Origin of the sequence: Paracoccus aminovorans (genome assembly GCF_900005615.1) — a bacterium.
Taxonomy (GTDB): domain Bacteria; phylum Pseudomonadota; class Alphaproteobacteria; order Rhodobacterales; family Rhodobacteraceae; genus Paracoccus; species Paracoccus aminovorans.
This window is the reverse complement of the sequence record NZ_LN832559.1, coordinates 1,645,384-1,658,961: the sequence shown is the minus strand read 5'-3', so window position 1 is coordinate 1,658,961 and position 13,578 is coordinate 1,645,384. Positions and strand designations below refer to the sequence as shown.

The window sequence follows — 13,578 nt, the reverse complement described above, 5'->3', positions numbered from 1 at the left end:
CCGCCGCCATCAAAGCGGACGGCAAAAGGGAGGGAATGATGAACGCGCTAGACTTCAGCGTGATCCTTGAGCGCTGGCCCGAGCTGTTGCGGGGCACGATGGCGACGCTGGGCCTTGCCCTGGCGGGCATGGCGCTGGCCATGATCATCGGCGTGGCCGGGGTCGCGATCCGCCGGTCGGGCAGCCGCATCGGCCGGGCCGTCGTGGTCGGCTTCGTCGAGATCATCCGCAACACCCCGTTTCTGGTGCAGATCTTCTTCATCTTCTTCGCGCTGCCGCTGGCCGGCGTGCGGCTGAACCCGACCACCACCGCCATCATCGCGCTTGGCCTGAACGGCGGCGCCTATGCCATCGAGATCATCCGCGGCGGCGTGGAAAGCATCCCGCGCGGACAGACCGAGGCCGGGCTGGCGCTGGGGCTGCATCAGGGCGAGATCTTTCGCATGATCATCCTGCGGCCGGCGCTGCGCGCGATCTATCCCTCGCTTTGCAGCCAGTTCATCCTGCTGACGCTGACCACGTCGATCTGCACCTCGATCTCGGCCTATGAACTGACGCAGGTCGCGCAACGCATCGACGGCGACACCTTCCGCAGCTTCGAGGTCTATTTCACCGTCACGGCCATCTATCTGGCGGTGTCCTGGATGATCATGGCTCTGCTGGGTTTCATCGGCAGCCGTGCCTTCAGCTATCCCACGCGCTGAAAGGGGGAACCGTCATGCCGCATCTGGGGATCAACGAGATCACGTTTCTGGCGCAGGGGCTGAAATGGACCCTGTTCCTGACCGCCATCGGCTTTGCCGGCGGCATCGTCTTCGGCCTTGTCATCGCCTTGGGACGGGTGGCCGAAAACCGTGCGCTGCGGATGGCCGCCGCAGGCTGGATCGCCGTCTTTCAGGGCACGCCGCTGCTGATGCAGCTGTTCGTGGTGTTCTTCGGCCTGCCGCTGCTTGGGGTGAATGTCAGCGCCTGGCTGGCGGTGGCGATCGCCCTGACCGCCCATGCCAGCGCCTTCCTGGGCGAGATCTGGCGCGGCGCGATCCAGGCGATCCCGAAAGGCCAGTCCGAGGCCTCGCACGCGCTTGGCCTGCACTACCGCTCGCGGATGTTCGACATCATCCTGCCGCAGGCATTGAAGATTTCCTTGCCCGCCACCGTCGGCTTTCTGGTGCAACTGCTCAAGGGCACCTCTCTGGCCGCCATCGTCGGCTTCATCGAACTGACCCGGGCCGGGCAGATCGTGTCGAACCAGACCTACCAGCCGCTGTTCGTCTTCGGCCTGGTTGGCGTGCTGTATTTCCTGATGTGCTGGCCCCTGTCGCATTGGGGCCGGCGGATGGAGGCGCGGCTGGCGCAGGATCCGCGCTAGACCACAAGAAACCCGCCACGGTGCCCCGAGGACGCGCACCTGTGGCGGATAACAAAGACCAACCGAGGAGGAACGCATGTTTAGTCATCTGAAATCCGGAATATCCCGCCGCCTGGGTCTTGCCGCAGGCATCGCCCTTGCGGCGCTGTTCGTGCAGGACGCCCAGGCCCGCTCGGTCGAGGACACCAAGGCCTCGGGCACGATCCGCATCGGCATCCAGGGCGACAACTGTCCCTGGGGCTGCATCAACTCGTCCGGCGCGGCCGATGGCTATGACTCGGACATGGGCAAGGCCTTTGCGGATTATCTGGGGGTCAAGGCCGAGTTCGTGCCGCTGGCGGTGGCGAACCGCATCCCGGCCCTGACCACCGACAAGGTCGACGTGCTGTTTGCCACCATGGGCATGACGGCCGAGCGCGCCAAGTCGATCCAGTATTCGCAGCCCTATGCCGCGAACCAGATGTCGGTGGTCGGCCCGGTCGATATGGACCTGTCCACCCCGGAAGCCTTGGCGGGCCATGTCTTCGGCGTGCCCCGCGCCGCCTCGCAGGATACGGCGCTGACCGCCGTGGCTCCCTCGGGGACCCAGATCCGCCGCTTCGACGACGATGCGGCGACGATCCAGGCCTTGCTTTCGGGCCAGGTCGAAGCTGTCGGCGCGAACCAGTTCTACATCAACCGGCTCGAAGACGCGGCACCGGGTCGCTACAAGGTGCAGCTGCCCCTGGTCGAACATTACAACGGCGTCGGCACCCGTCTGGGCGAGCAGGACTGGAACCAGACGGTCAACAGCTTCCTCGACGCGTTCATGCAATCGCCGGAATACAAGGCCATCTACAACAAGTGGATGAACATGGATCCGCCGCAGTATCCGGCCGAAATGGACGGCATTCCCTACACCATCCAGAACTGAAGCCTGCAGGCGGGACGGTATGGCCGTCCCGCCCGGACAATCCCACGAAAGAAACGCGCGATGACGAAGACCGTCTATATCCTGAACGGCCCCAACCTGAACCTGCTGGGCAAGCGCCAGCCGCATATCTATGGCCATGTCACCCTGGCCGATGTCGAGGCGGATTGCACCGCCCTGGGCGCCGAACTGGGCGTCGCGATCCGGTTCCTGCAATCCAACCATGAAGGCCAGATCATCGACTGGGTGCACGAGGCGCGCGAGAACGGCGCCGGCATCGTCATCAACCCCGCAGCCTTCACGCATACTTCGGTCGCAATCTTGGACGCGCTGAACACATTCGAGGGCCCGGTCATCGAGGTGCATATCTCGAACGTCCATAAGCGCGAGAGTTTCCGGCATCACTCCTATGTCTCGCTGCGCGCCGATGGCGTCATCGCCGGCTGCGGCACCGAAGGCTACGGCCTGGGCCTGCGCCGTGTCGCCAGCCGGCTGAGCGGGGGCGCGAAATGACCCGGCCCGTCCGTCTGGCCGTCATGGGCGCGGGGCTGATCGGCAAGCGCCATGCCATGCATGTCAAGGCGTCTGCGGATGCCGAACTGGCCTGCGTCATCGACCCGACACCGGCGGGCGAGGCCGTCGCGCGGGATTATGGCACGGTCTGGGCGAAAAGCCTGGATGCGGCCATCGGCATGGGTCTCGAGGGGGTCATCGTGGCGACTCCGAACCAGGTGCATATGCGGAACGGGCTGGATTGCATCGCCGCCGGCATCCCGGCGCTGGTCGAAAAGCCGCTGTGCGACAATGTCGCCGATGCCGAAACGCTGGTCGCTGCGGCGGATGCGGCGGGGGTTGCCTTGCTGACCGGGCATCATCGCCGCCACAATCTGCTGATGCAGAAGGCCAAGGAGATCATCGACTCGGGCGCCATCGGCACGCCGGTCGTCGCCAATGCCATGTTCTGGCTGTTCAAGCCAGACGATTACTTCGACATCGGCTGGCGTCGCGAAAAGGGGGCCGGTCCGGTCTTCCTGAACCTGATCCACGACGTGGACAACCTGCGCTATCTTCTGGGTGAGGTCGCGGCAGTCACCGCGCGGGAATCCAACGCCGTCCGCGGCAACGCGGTCGAGGAGACCGCCGTGATCCTGCTGGAATTCGCTTCTGGCGCGCTGGCCACCGCCTCGGTCTGCGACACGACCGTCGCGCCCTGGAGCTGGGAGATGACCACCGGCGAGAACCTGGCCTATCCGCGCGCGGACGAGCATTGCTATCTGGTCGGCGGCACCCATGGCTCGCTTGCCCTGCCGGAACTGGACCTGCGCACGGCGCAGGGGCAGCGCAGTTGGTATGCGCCCTTCGATCTGACGCGTCCCGGCATCCCGAACGAGGACCCGTTGGCCCGTCAGGTCAGCCAGTTCGCCCGGGTGATCCGGGGCAAGGAGGCGCCGCTGGTCTCGGGCCGGGACGGGCTGGAGACCCTGCGCGTGATCGAGGCCGTCAAGCGTTCCGCCGCCGGTGGCGGACGTATCACTCTTTGAGCCGGGGGGAACCCAGATGGACGACATCCTGATCCGCATGGAGAACGTCGAGAAATGGTATGGCGGTTTCCATGCGCTGAAGAACATCAACCTGAAAGTCCGGCGCGGCGAAAAGATCGTGCTTTGCGGACCGTCGGGGTCCGGGAAATCGACGCTGATCCGCTGCATCAACCATCTTGAGACCATCAAGTCGGGGCGGATTACGGTCGACGGCACGGCGCTGACCGACAGCAAGCAGGCGGTCGACATGGTCCGGCGCGAGGTCGGGATGTGCTTTCAACAGTTCAACCTGTTTCCGCACAAGACCGTTCTGGAAAACTGCATGCTGGCGCCGATGCGGGTGCGCAAGCTGTCGCGCGAGGCGGCCGAGGCCACGGCACGCAAGTTCCTGGACCGGGTGCGCATCGGCAACCAGGCGGACAAGTATCCCGCGCAACTGTCCGGCGGCCAGCAGCAGCGGGTCGCCATCGCGCGCGCGCTCTGCATGGAGCCGAAGGCGATGCTGTTCGACGAGCCGACCTCGGCACTGGACCCCGAGATGGTCAAGGAGGTGCTGGATACCATGATCGGGCTGGCCCAGGACGGCATGACCATGATCTGCGTCACGCATGAGATGGGCTTCGCCCGCCAGGTCGCGGACCGGGTGATCTTCATGGCCGAGGGCGAGATCATCGAGGAAGCCGAGCCGAACGCGTTCTTCAGCAACCCGCGGCACGAGCGCACACGCGCCTTCCTGGGCGAGATACTGGCGCATCACTGAAAGGACGATCCATGACCCGTTCGAAACCGCCGCGGCTTGAATACCGCTCTGGTTGGTTACGAGAAAATTGCCGTCGATCCCGTTGCCAGCCGTGGCGCTGACAGGGCTGCGGCCTATGCGGGCGAGAACGGCCCCCGCTGGCACGACAGCTATTCGCATTGCCTTCCCTCCGGGTTGAAGCCGCATCCGCGCAACAAGACGGACGACAGCTTCGCGTCATCGCCGAGCATGACGGTTTCGTCGGCGTGACGATCCTCCCGCCTTCCTGAAGAACGGACCGGCCTCGGATCTGGCGCGAAGATCATCGGTAACGAGATCTGGCTGCGCGGAGAGGCGCATGGCATCCGCCTGCATGGCAAGGCCGACGCGATCCTGGAACTGGCCTTCGGCAGCCTGCTTGTGGTCGATCACAAGAAAAGCGGCACCGCGGGTCGGCGCAGACGGATGGAGGCAGGATGGGATCTTCAGACCGGGCTTTATCGCGACATGATCGCTCGCCCGATCCGTGTCGAGGGCGACGGGATGCCCCCAGCGGATCCTTGCCGTGACCTTAACCGAGGCCGCCGCCAGCGAGTTGCTCGAGCGTATCCGGGCCGGGCTGCTGGCCGAGGGGCAGATCTCCGAGGCCATGGCGGTAGGGCGTGCCTATGTCTCGACTGGGGCTGCGGCTGCTGACCGAACATGCGCTGGCGGCAGGTGCCTCGCCCCAGCCGCGCCATTTGGGCGATGCCGAGCGTGACCTTTTGATCCGGCAGGCACTGGCCCACGCGAAGGCGCTGGACCCGATCAAGGCCGATCCCGAACGGTTCGGCTATGCAGGGTGCGATCCCGGCCTGATCGCACATGCTTTGGCGCGGCTGGGCGGAATCTATGGCAAGCCGCTGCACGATCCCGCCGCCGCCCGCCTTGCGCTGGAAAAGGCAGTGACGGCAATGCTGGCCCGGTTTCCCGAAGGCGGTATGACCACGGTTTCCGCCAAGGGGCCACGCGATGCGCTTGAAAAGAATCTCGCGCCGTTTCGGCGCTTGCAACGCGATCCGGGATTGCTGGGCCGCGACTGGTCGCTCTGGCAATCGCTGCGCAGTTTGACCGCCTCGAACAGCCGCACGAAAACACCTGCCGGTTATGACGAACTGGCCGAAACGATCATGGCGGCTGCCAATGTCCTGCCGCAGCAGCTGCGCCAGAAGCACGGGGTCGTCCACGTTCATGAATCCGGGAAGGGTGAACCGGATGGCTTCGGCTTCGGCCTTCTTCCCGTTCAGGGATTCCGCCAGTTCCGCTTCAAGGGCAGCAATGGGTTGCCCGAGCCGATACCAGCGAGATGCCATCCGGGCCAGCCGGCCTCGGGATTGATCGCGATGAGCTGCGAGGTGCGGCGTGTCGGCCTCGTCGGGGGCCTCGTCGGGCGGGGCCAGAAGGTTCGGGGGGATCCTCTTGCAGCGCAGCTTGCGCAGATGCCGCATCAAGCAGGTTTGGAGTTCAATGCGGCCCTCGGCGGTGTTGAAGAAGCTGACTTCTATGAAGGGGATGGTAGACATGGGATGACTCCGGGCATGAGGGGGCCATCGGCCGAGGGAGACCCGGCCGGGAAAGATGGGTTGGGGGAATGGCGGTCAGGCGCCGGGGAAGATCAGGCCGCGCAGCAGAAACTCGGCCTCACCGCCCTCGACGTTCGGCTCAGCGGGCGTAGGCGTGAATGCGGACAGGGCAGGGCGGTGATTGCGCCAGGGCGTCTTGCACCGGAAATTCGCTCTGCGCGGAGCCGGCTTGGGCAGGACTGGTTTCATGTTGCGACATCGCGTCGGCCTTCGAGACACGGCTCCGCGGTTCGGAAAAGCGGCGCTTTCCGGCGGAAACGTGGTGGTCAGGAAACTCCGGAGATCCGTTGACCCTCGGGCCGTTCCATCGCTCCGGATGGGATGGTGGCAACCATGCCGGGCTGCGGGACGACGGTCAACGGGGCGGTTTGGGACCTCAGCGACGGTTCGTGACCGCAAGCCTCGGCCTGCCGGATTCACATAAATCATTGAAATTTAACAATATAATCTGAAATGACCCCGGCGGTGGCCATTAAATGGTTGTAGAATGGTCAAAAAGGGGCCCGAATGGCCATTATTTCAGTTGTTCGACAACTCCTTCCAACCGAAAATGATAATTTTCGTGATAATAGAGATTATGTAATCAATAAGCAAACCTTGTCAGCCTGATCGACCACGGCCTCTTTTGGACATACTGCCGCTCGGATGCTAAACCTGTCGCGCACCGTCAGGAAGGAGATATCATGGCCGTCCGTCCTCCCGTCTGCGACTTCGGCGCGAAGATGCCGGATTTTACGCTGCCCGATCCTGATGGCAAGCCTGTGCGGCTGGCCGATATCCTCGGGCCGCGCGGCACGCTGGTCATGTTCATCTGCAACCACTGTCCCTATGTCCAGGCCGTGATTGATCGCATCCAGCGCGACGCGGCCGAGCTGCAGTCGCTGGGAATCGGAGTCGTCGCCATTTCGGCCAATGACGTCCAGGACTATCCGCAGGACGCGCCCGAGCAGATGAAGGCCGAGGCACTGCGGCACGGCTTCAGTTTTCCTTATCTCTATGACGAAAGCCAGCAGGTCGCGCGGGCCTATGGCGCGGAATGCACGCCGGATTTCTTCGGCTACAATGCCGACGGAGAACTGCAGTATCGCGGCCGGCTGGATGCCTCGGGCCGCAGCCCGGCCGCCCCGGATGCGCGGCGCGACCTGTTCGAGGCCATGGTGCAGATCGCCGAAACCGGCCAAGGTCCGCGGGATCAGGTTCCGTCGATGGGCTGCTCGATCAAATGGAGAGCATGAATGAACGTCTGCTTTGCACCCTGTCCGGTGGTCTTCGACCTTGACGGCACGCTGATCGACAGCGCCCCGGACATCCATGCCAGCGTCAATGCGGTGCTGCGGCTACGCGGCGTGCGGCCGCTGACGCTGGACCAGGTGCGCGGCTTCATCGGCGGCGGCGTCGATCTGCTGTGGCGGCGCGTGATCGGCGCGACCGCGCTGCCGGTCGAGGCGCATCGCGACCTAGTGGCCTCGTTCATGACCCGCTATCACGAGGCGACCGGCCTGACCCGGCTTTACCCCAATGCGGTCGAGGCCTTGGGCATCCTCGCCGACCGCGGCTATCCGCTGGGCCTTTGCACCAACAAACCCATGGCGCCGACGCGCGCGGTACTGGAGCATTTCGGCATCGCCGGCCTGTTCGGCGTGGTGATCGGCGGCGATTCCCTGCCGCAGCGCAAGCCCGACCCGGCACCGCTGCGCGCCGCCTTCCTGGCCTTGGGCGCCGACCCCGAGACGCCGCGCGGCCTCTATGTCGGCGACAGCGAATTCGACGAGGAATGCGCCCGCAATGCCGGCATTCCCTTCCTGCTCTACACCCGCGGCTATCGCAAGCTGCCGGTCGACCGGATGCTGCATCGCGCCAGCTTCGACGATTTCGCCCGGCTGCCGCTGCTGGTCGAAGAAGCGGCGGCGGTGGGCTGAGCGCCGCGAAGCCGCGCTTGACAGCCGTACGAAACCGGAGGAATCGTCGCCACGCCGCCCGCCGGGCGCAGCGAAGCCCCAAGGAGATCCGCATGAACCTGCGCCAACTGACCCCCGATCTGGCCGTCGCGCCGCAGATCCTGCCCGAGGACCTGCCTGCCCTCGCCGAAGCCGGTTTTCGCGTGCTGATCAACAACCGTCCCGACGATGAGGTGGGCCCCGAGGCCGATGACGCCGCCATGCGCGCCGCCGCCGAGGCCGCCGGCATGACTTATGTCTTCAACCCCTTTACCCCGGGCCGGATCACGCCCGAGATGATCTCACTGCAGGCCGAGGCCCTGGCCGCAAGCGGACCGAAACTGGCTTATTGCCGCTCGGGCAACCGCTCGACCGTGCTCTGGGCCCTGGCGCAAGCGGGCAAGGAACCAGTGGCGGACCTGATCGGCACCGCGGCGAAGGCCGGCTACGACATTTCGGGTGTGCGACCCCTGATCGAATCGCTGGCGGCGCAGGCGGACTGAGGCGCAACTCGCGCGGAACCCCGGGCGGCCCGGCCGTGTTGACCCGCAGATCGCCCGGCCGCGTGACGGCGGCAGACCAAGCGGCAAACCAACCGGAGGAAATGCGGTGAACTCGATCATCTACCTAGTCGGCCTCGTCGTCGTCGTGCTCTTCATCCTGGGGATGCTGGGCCTGCGCTGACCTTGCGCGATTGCGCTGGCCTTTTGCGCCCCTCTGCGCTACCGGGGGCGCAAATTCTGATAAAGGCCCCCTATGGACATCCGCAATATCGCGATCATCGCCCACGTCGACCACGGCAAGACCACGCTGGTCGACCAGCTGCTGAAGCAATCGGGCAGCTTCCGCGAGAACCAGGCCGTGGCCGAGCGGGTGATGGACAGCAACGACATCGAGCGCGAGCGCGGCATCACCATCCTGGCCAAGGCCACCTCGGTCGAGTGGAAAGGCTCCCGCATCAACATCGTCGACACCCCCGGCCACGCCGATTTCGGCGGCGAGGTCGAGCGCATCCTGTCGATGGTGGACGGCGTCTGCCTGCTGGTCGATGCGGCCGAAGGTCCCATGCCGCAGACCAAGTTCGTGACCTCCAAGGCCCTGGCGCTTGGGCTGAAGCCCATCGTGGTGCTGAACAAGGTCGACAAGCCCGCCGCCGACCCGGACAACGCGCTGAACGAGGTGTTCGACCTGTTCGCCAACCTCGGCGCCAGTGACGAACAGCTCGATTTCCCGCATCTTTACGCGTCTGGCATCGGCGGCTGGGCCGACGAGACCCTGGATGGTCCGCGTCAGGACATGTCGGCGCTGTTCGACATGGTTCTGCGCCATGTCGAGCCGCCGAAACAGGTCGCCCGCCAAGACGAGCCGTTCCAGATGCTCGCTACCACGCTGGGCGCCGATCCGTTCATCGGCCGCATCCTGACCGGCCGCGTCGAGGCCGGCCGCGCCAAGGCCGGCGACACGATCAAGGCGCTGTCGCGCGACGGCGAACGCATCGAGCAGTTCCGCATCTCGAAGGTTCTAGCCTTTCGCGGCCTGACCCAAGCCCCGATCGACGAAGCCGTCGCCGGCGACATCGTCACCATCGCCGGCATGTCCAAGGCGACCGTGGCCGACACGCTTTGCGCGCTGGATGTGGAAACCGCCCTGCCCGCCCAGCCCATCGATCCGCCGACCATCAGCGTCACCTTCGGCATCAACGACAGCCCGCTGGCCGGCCGCGACGGCAACAAGGTGCAGTCCCGCGTCATCCGCGAGCGGTTGATGAAAGAGGCCGAGACCAATGTCGCCATCAAGGTCGAGGATACGCCCGGCGGCGACGCCTTCGTGGTCTCGGGCCGCGGCGAATTGCAGATGGGCGTGCTGATCGAGAACATGCGCCGCGAAGGCTTCGAGCTCTCGATCTCGCGCCCGCGCGTCATCTTCCAGGACATCGACGGCGTGCGTCACGAGCCGATCGAGGAAGCCATCATCGACGTCGATGACGAATATACCGGCGCGGTGATCGACAAGCTGACCGGCGCCCGCAAGGGCGACCTGGTCGAGATGAAACCCGCCGGCCACGGCAAGACCCGCATCGTCGCCCATGTCCCCTCGCGCGGGCTGATCGGCTATCAGGGCGAATTCATGACCGACACGCGCGGCAACGGCGTGCTGAACCGCATCTTCCACAGCTGGGCACCCTACAAGGGCCCGATCCAGGGCCGCCGCCAGGGCGTGCTGATCTCGATGGAGGACGGCGTCTCCGTGGCCTATGCGCTGTGGAACCTGGAAGAGCGCGGCAAGATGTTCATCGGCGCGCAGGAACAGGTCTATCAGGGCATGATCATCGGCGAGCATTCGCGCGACAACGACCTGGAAGTGAACCCGCTGAAGGGCAAGAAGCTGACCAACGTGCGCGCCTCGGGCACGGACGAGGCGGTGCGGCTGACGCCGCCGGTCCGCATGTCGCTGGAAGAAGCCATCGCCTATATCGACGACGACGAGCTGGTCGAGGTCACGCCGAAAAGCATCCGCCTGCGCAAGCGCCACCTCGATCCGCATGAACGCAAGCGACAGTCGCGCGCCGATGGCTGAACATGCGCGACGCGACGATTACAGACTTCCGCAATTGCGGAAGTCTGCTAAGTTAGCCTGAAGATCTGTCAGGAGCGGCTGATGGAAATCCAAGGGAATCTGTACCAGAACCTGATCTTCGCGGCCCAGGAGTATCTGGACCGGACCGGGCACCTGCCCCAGGACCTGAGCGAATTCGCCAGAGACATCGGCATGGCCGAGGATGAGATCCGCACCTTGTTCAGTTCGGTCGAGGAATTGCACGAGGGACTGATCTATCACGCCGTGACGCTGCTCAACGATGCCCTGCGCCAGGGCGCGATCGCGGCCAATGCCGCCGATCCCATCGCGCAGCTGCATGCCATCGCCGACAGCTATCTCGCCTGGGCCGAGGGCAACCCGCCGCTGTTCCGGCTGCTGGTCACCGGGCTGAACGGGCCGATCAAGCCCGACAGCGCCCTGCACCGCTATACCAGCTCGATGCGCGATCTCTACCATCGCAAACTGCTCGAGGCCAAGCGCCTCGGCATCCTGGACGAAAGCACCGACATCGAGGTCGCCGCCATGATGCTGCATTGCATCGTCAAGGGCGGCAACATGATCTTCCTGACCCGCTCGACCGATCCCTGGTTCGACGGCGAGACCCGCTCGACCGTCGATCTGGCGAAAAGCATCTTCTCGCAATTCATGGACAACATGGTCCGCGCCAACGCGCCGCGGGGCAGGAAACTGCCGGAAAACGTCTGACGCCGGCGGCGTCAGATCTGCCGCTCGGGAAAACGTCTGACGCCGGCGGCGTCAGATCTGCCGCTCGGGCAGGTTCACCACCAACCCGTCCAGTTCCGGCGTGACCTTGATCTGGCAGGTCAGGCGCGAACGCTCGGGATCGGGCTGCCAGGCGAAATCCAGCATGTCCTCCTCCATCGGGTCCTTGGGCGGCAGCCGGTCCACCCATTCCGTGGCCACATAGACATGGCAGGTGGAACAGGCGCAGGCGCCGCCGCAATCCGCCTCGATCCCGGGCACGCCATTGTCGCGCGCACCTTCCATCACGGTCATGCCAGGCTTTACGTCGATCTCATGGGCGGTGCCGTTGTGCTCGATATAGGTAATCTTCGCCATGGGTGCCTTCCTTCGCTTCACCCTCGCAGATAGGCCATCGCGCCGCGGCTGAAAAGCCCCGGACCCGCCGCGCTCCCGGCTTCTTTTGTGGAAAAATATCCCGGGGGTAAGGCGCGCAGGCGCCGAAGGGGGCAGCGCCCCCTCCCCGCCTCAGGCCTTGCGCAGCGCGATCACCGCGTTCAGCCCGCCGAAGGCGAAGGCGTTCGACAGCACCGCCTCGACCCGCGCCTCGCGCGCCTCGTTCGGAACCACGTCCAGCGCGCATTCCGGATCCGGCTCCTCATAGCCGATGGTCGGCGCGATCACCCCCTCGCGCAGCGCCATGATGCAGGCCAAAAGCTCGACCGCCCCGGTGCCCCCGATCAGGTGCCCATGCATCGACTTGGTGGATGAGATCATCAGCCGGTCGGCATGATGGCCGAAGGCATGGGCCACGGCGGCGCATTCGGTCTTGTCGTTCGCGGCCGTGCCGGTGCCATGGGCATTGATATAGCCGACCTCTTCCGGCCGCATATGCGCATCCAGCATGGCCCCCGTAATCGCCCGCTCGGCGCCGATAGCCGAGGGCATGACAATGTCCTGGGCATCGGCCGACATGGAAAACCCCACCACCTCGGCCAGGATGTCGGCGCCGCGCGCGACCGCGTGCTCCCAGTCCTCGAAGACGAAGACGCCGGCGCCCTCGCCCTGCACCATGCCGTTGCGGTTGGCCGAGAACGGCCGGCAGGCGTCCTTGGACATGACGCGCAGGCCCTCCCAGGCCTTGACGCCGCCAAAGCACAGCATCGCCTCGGACCCGCCGGTCAGCATCACCGTGGCCGCGCCCGAGCGCACCATGTTGAAGGCCATGCCCATGGCATGGTTGGAACTGGCGCAGGCCGTCGCCACGGTGAAACTGGGTCCCAGCAGCCCGTATTCCATGCTCAGATGCGAACAGGCCGCATTGTTCATCAGCCTGGGCACGACGAAGGGATGGACGCGGTTCTTGCCCTCTTCATAGACGGTGCGGTAATTCTCGTCCCAGGTGTTCATGCCGCCGGCGGCGGTGCCCAGAACGACGCCCGAGCGCAGGCCCAGCTCGCCCTCGAAGACCAGGCCGGACTGTTCCACCGCCTCGCGCGCGGCCAGCAGCGTGAACTGGGTGAACTTGTCGTAAAGGACGATCTGCTGGCGGTTGAAATAGGTCTCCGGCTCCCAGTCGCGGACCTGGCCGCCGATCTTGATCGCTAGGCGTTCGACGTCGCGGAACGCCAACGGGCCGATGCCGCAGCGCCCCTCGCGCATCGCCGCGAAGGTCGCGGGCACGTCGCGCCCCAGCGCGTTGATCGTGCCCATGCCGGTGATGGCGACGCGGCGCATGCCGTTGGCGTGGCGGCCCATGATGACCCGGCCCAGCATCGTGCGCGCGGCCTTGGTGGCGGATTTGACCTTGCCCTTGACCTTGCCGGGCTTGCGTTCGGATTTGGGCGGCTTCTCGCCCTTCAGCTTCTTGGCGTTCATGCCTTTTCAGCGACCAGCTTCTCGACGGCCGAGACAATGGCGCCCAGGCTGGAGATGTCGAAATCCGACTTCTCCGGCTCGTTGGCGTTGAAGGGCACCGAAATGTCGAAAGCCTCCTCGATGGCGAAGATCGACTCGACCAGGCCCAGGCTGTCGATGCCGATCTCTTGCGGCGTCATCTCGAGTTTCACTTCCGAAGGATCCAGCATCGCCTGTTCGGCGACGATCTGGATGATGCGGTCGCGGACTTCTGTCATCTCGGCCTCCGTTCTGCCCTTGCGC

16 protein-coding genes and 2 pseudogenes are annotated in these 13,578 nt (G+C 65.2%); 14 read left to right on the top strand and 4 right to left on the bottom strand.

The features are described from left to right. Nucleotides 1-38 precede the first annotated feature (38 nt). From JCM7685_RS08320 to JCM7685_RS20625, 9 genes and pseudogenes are all read left to right on the top strand, one after another. On the top strand, nt 39-704 hold the full coding sequence (locus tag JCM7685_RS08320) for an amino acid ABC transporter permease (RefSeq protein WP_197701044.1): 666 nt from the start codon (nt 39-41) through the stop codon (nt 702-704). A 14-nt stretch (nt 705-718) separates the two neighbouring features. Further along, nucleotides 719-1,369, top strand: coding sequence for an amino acid ABC transporter permease (locus tag JCM7685_RS08315; protein ID WP_074968847.1), 651 nt, complete (start codon nt 719-721; stop codon nt 1,367-1,369). Nucleotides 1,370-1,445: 76 nt separating this feature from the next. After that, entirely contained in the window at nt 1,446-2,282 is an 837-nt protein-coding gene (locus tag JCM7685_RS08310) for a transporter substrate-binding domain-containing protein (RefSeq protein ID WP_074968849.1), read from the top strand. Nucleotides 2,283-2,342: 60 nt separating this feature from the next. Then, on the top strand, nt 2,343-2,792 hold the full coding sequence (gene aroQ, locus JCM7685_RS08305) for a type II 3-dehydroquinate dehydratase (protein WP_074968851.1): 450 nt from the start codon (nt 2,343-2,345) through the stop codon (nt 2,790-2,792). Then, nucleotides 2,789-3,820 carry a Gfo/Idh/MocA family protein gene (locus JCM7685_RS08300; protein ID WP_074968853.1) on the top strand — a complete coding sequence of 344 codons (1,032 nt, stop codon included), beginning with the start codon at nt 2,789-2,791 and terminating at the stop codon, nt 3,818-3,820. The genes aroQ and JCM7685_RS08300 overlap by 4 nt, the downstream gene beginning before the upstream one ends. 16 nt (nt 3,821-3,836) lie before the next feature. Beyond that, nucleotides 3,837-4,580 (top strand): amino acid ABC transporter ATP-binding protein, encoded by a 744-nt coding sequence (locus JCM7685_RS08295; protein ID WP_100526059.1) that lies wholly within the window; start codon nt 3,837-3,839, stop codon nt 4,578-4,580. Between the two features lie 36 nt (nt 4,581-4,616). Then, nucleotides 4,617-4,829 carry a hypothetical protein gene (locus JCM7685_RS20910; RefSeq protein WP_197701043.1) on the top strand — a complete coding sequence of 71 codons (213 nt, stop codon included), beginning with the start codon at nt 4,617-4,619 and terminating at the stop codon, nt 4,827-4,829. A gap of 51 nt (nt 4,830-4,880) precedes the next feature. Beyond that, a pseudogene (locus JCM7685_RS20630) lies at nt 4,881-5,018 on the top strand (hypothetical protein); the annotation flags it as partial. A 67-nt stretch (nt 5,019-5,085) separates the two neighbouring features. Further along, nucleotides 5,086-5,319 (top strand): UvrD-helicase domain-containing protein, encoded by a 234-nt coding sequence (locus JCM7685_RS20625; protein WP_197701042.1) that lies wholly within the window; start codon nt 5,086-5,088, stop codon nt 5,317-5,319. A 481-nt stretch (nt 5,320-5,800) separates the two neighbouring features. Here the strand turns inward: JCM7685_RS20625 and JCM7685_RS20620 are convergent. After that, nucleotides 5,801-5,911, bottom strand: a pseudogene (locus tag JCM7685_RS20620) (DUF6634 family protein); the annotation flags it as partial. 953 nt (nt 5,912-6,864) lie between these two features. Between JCM7685_RS20620 and JCM7685_RS08265 the strand changes: the two are divergent. The 5 genes from JCM7685_RS08265 (at nt 6,865) to JCM7685_RS08245 (ending at nt 11,421) form a co-directional block, all read left to right on the top strand. Further along, nucleotides 6,865-7,416 carry a thioredoxin family protein gene (locus JCM7685_RS08265; RefSeq protein ID WP_074968856.1) on the top strand — a complete coding sequence of 184 codons (552 nt, stop codon included), beginning with the start codon at nt 6,865-6,867 and terminating at the stop codon, nt 7,414-7,416. Beyond that, complete coding sequence (gph, locus tag JCM7685_RS08260; protein WP_074968858.1) at nt 7,417-8,100, top strand: phosphoglycolate phosphatase; 684 nt, start codon at nt 7,417-7,419, stop codon at nt 8,098-8,100. It begins immediately after the preceding gene. Between the two features lie 92 nt (nt 8,101-8,192). Next, nucleotides 8,193-8,621, top strand: a complete 429-nt coding sequence (locus tag JCM7685_RS08255) for a TIGR01244 family sulfur transferase (RefSeq protein ID WP_074968860.1) — start codon at nt 8,193-8,195, stop codon at nt 8,619-8,621. Nucleotides 8,622-8,874: 253 nt separating this feature from the next. Beyond that, a complete protein-coding gene (gene typA / locus JCM7685_RS08250) occupies nt 8,875-10,695 on the top strand; it encodes a translational GTPase TypA (protein WP_074968861.1) in 1,821 nt (606 codons plus the stop codon). Nucleotides 10,696-10,776: 81 nt separating this feature from the next. Then, the gene (locus tag JCM7685_RS08245) at nt 10,777-11,421 is read left to right on the top strand and encodes a TetR/AcrR family transcriptional regulator (RefSeq protein ID WP_074968863.1); all 645 of its coding nucleotides are present in this window, start codon (nt 10,777-10,779) and stop codon (nt 11,419-11,421) included. A 51-nt stretch (nt 11,422-11,472) separates the two neighbouring features. Here the strand turns inward: JCM7685_RS08245 and JCM7685_RS08240 are convergent, their stop codons facing one another. From JCM7685_RS08240 to JCM7685_RS08230, 3 genes are all read right to left on the bottom strand, one after another. Next, the gene (locus tag JCM7685_RS08240; RefSeq protein WP_074968865.1) at nt 11,473-11,796 is read right to left on the bottom strand and encodes a 2Fe-2S iron-sulfur cluster-binding protein; all 324 of its coding nucleotides are present in this window, start codon (nt 11,794-11,796) and stop codon (nt 11,473-11,475) included. A gap of 150 nt (nt 11,797-11,946) precedes the next feature. Next, the gene (locus JCM7685_RS08235; protein WP_074968892.1) at nt 11,947-13,155 is read right to left on the bottom strand and encodes a beta-ketoacyl-[acyl-carrier-protein] synthase family protein; all 1,209 of its coding nucleotides are present in this window, start codon (nt 13,153-13,155) and stop codon (nt 11,947-11,949) included. Nucleotides 13,156-13,292: 137 nt separating this feature from the next. Next, nucleotides 13,293-13,553, bottom strand: a complete 261-nt coding sequence (locus tag JCM7685_RS08230; protein WP_074968867.1) for an acyl carrier protein — start codon at nt 13,551-13,553, stop codon at nt 13,293-13,295. Nucleotides 13,554-13,578 lie beyond the last annotated feature (25 nt).

What these genes read in the sequence shown, in the direction of transcription:
- JCM7685_RS08320 (WP_197701044.1), top strand. Translation starts at nt 39, where the DNA reads ATGAACGCGCTAGACTTCAGCGTGATCCTTGAGCGCTGGCCCGAGCTG.
- JCM7685_RS08315 (WP_074968847.1), top strand. Translation starts at nt 719, where the DNA reads ATGCCGCATCTGGGGATCAACGAGATCACGTTTCTGGCGCAGGGGCTG.
- JCM7685_RS08310 (WP_074968849.1), top strand. Translation starts at nt 1,446, where the DNA reads ATGTTTAGTCATCTGAAATCCGGAATATCCCGCCGCCTGGGTCTTGCC.
- aroQ (WP_074968851.1), top strand. Translation starts at nt 2,343, where the DNA reads ATGACGAAGACCGTCTATATCCTGAACGGCCCCAACCTGAACCTGCTG.
- JCM7685_RS08300 (WP_074968853.1), top strand. Translation starts at nt 2,789, where the DNA reads ATGACCCGGCCCGTCCGTCTGGCCGTCATGGGCGCGGGGCTGATCGGC.
- JCM7685_RS08295 (WP_100526059.1), top strand. Translation starts at nt 3,837, where the DNA reads ATGGACGACATCCTGATCCGCATGGAGAACGTCGAGAAATGGTATGGC.
- JCM7685_RS08265 (WP_074968856.1), top strand. Translation starts at nt 6,865, where the DNA reads ATGGCCGTCCGTCCTCCCGTCTGCGACTTCGGCGCGAAGATGCCGGAT.
- gph (WP_074968858.1), top strand. Translation starts at nt 7,417, where the DNA reads ATGAACGTCTGCTTTGCACCCTGTCCGGTGGTCTTCGACCTTGACGGC.
- JCM7685_RS08255 (WP_074968860.1), top strand. Translation starts at nt 8,193, where the DNA reads ATGAACCTGCGCCAACTGACCCCCGATCTGGCCGTCGCGCCGCAGATC.
- typA (WP_074968861.1), top strand. Translation starts at nt 8,875, where the DNA reads ATGGACATCCGCAATATCGCGATCATCGCCCACGTCGACCACGGCAAG.
- JCM7685_RS08245 (WP_074968863.1), top strand. Translation starts at nt 10,777, where the DNA reads ATGGAAATCCAAGGGAATCTGTACCAGAACCTGATCTTCGCGGCCCAG.
- JCM7685_RS08240 (WP_074968865.1), bottom strand. Translation starts at nt 11,796, where the DNA reads ATGGCGAAGATTACCTATATCGAGCACAACGGCACCGCCCATGAGATC.
- JCM7685_RS08235 (WP_074968892.1), bottom strand. Translation starts at nt 13,155, where the DNA reads ATGCGCCGCGTCGCCATCACCGGCATGGGCACGATCAACGCGCTGGGG.
- JCM7685_RS08230 (WP_074968867.1), bottom strand. Translation starts at nt 13,553, where the DNA reads ATGACAGAAGTCCGCGACCGCATCATCCAGATCGTCGCCGAACAGGCG.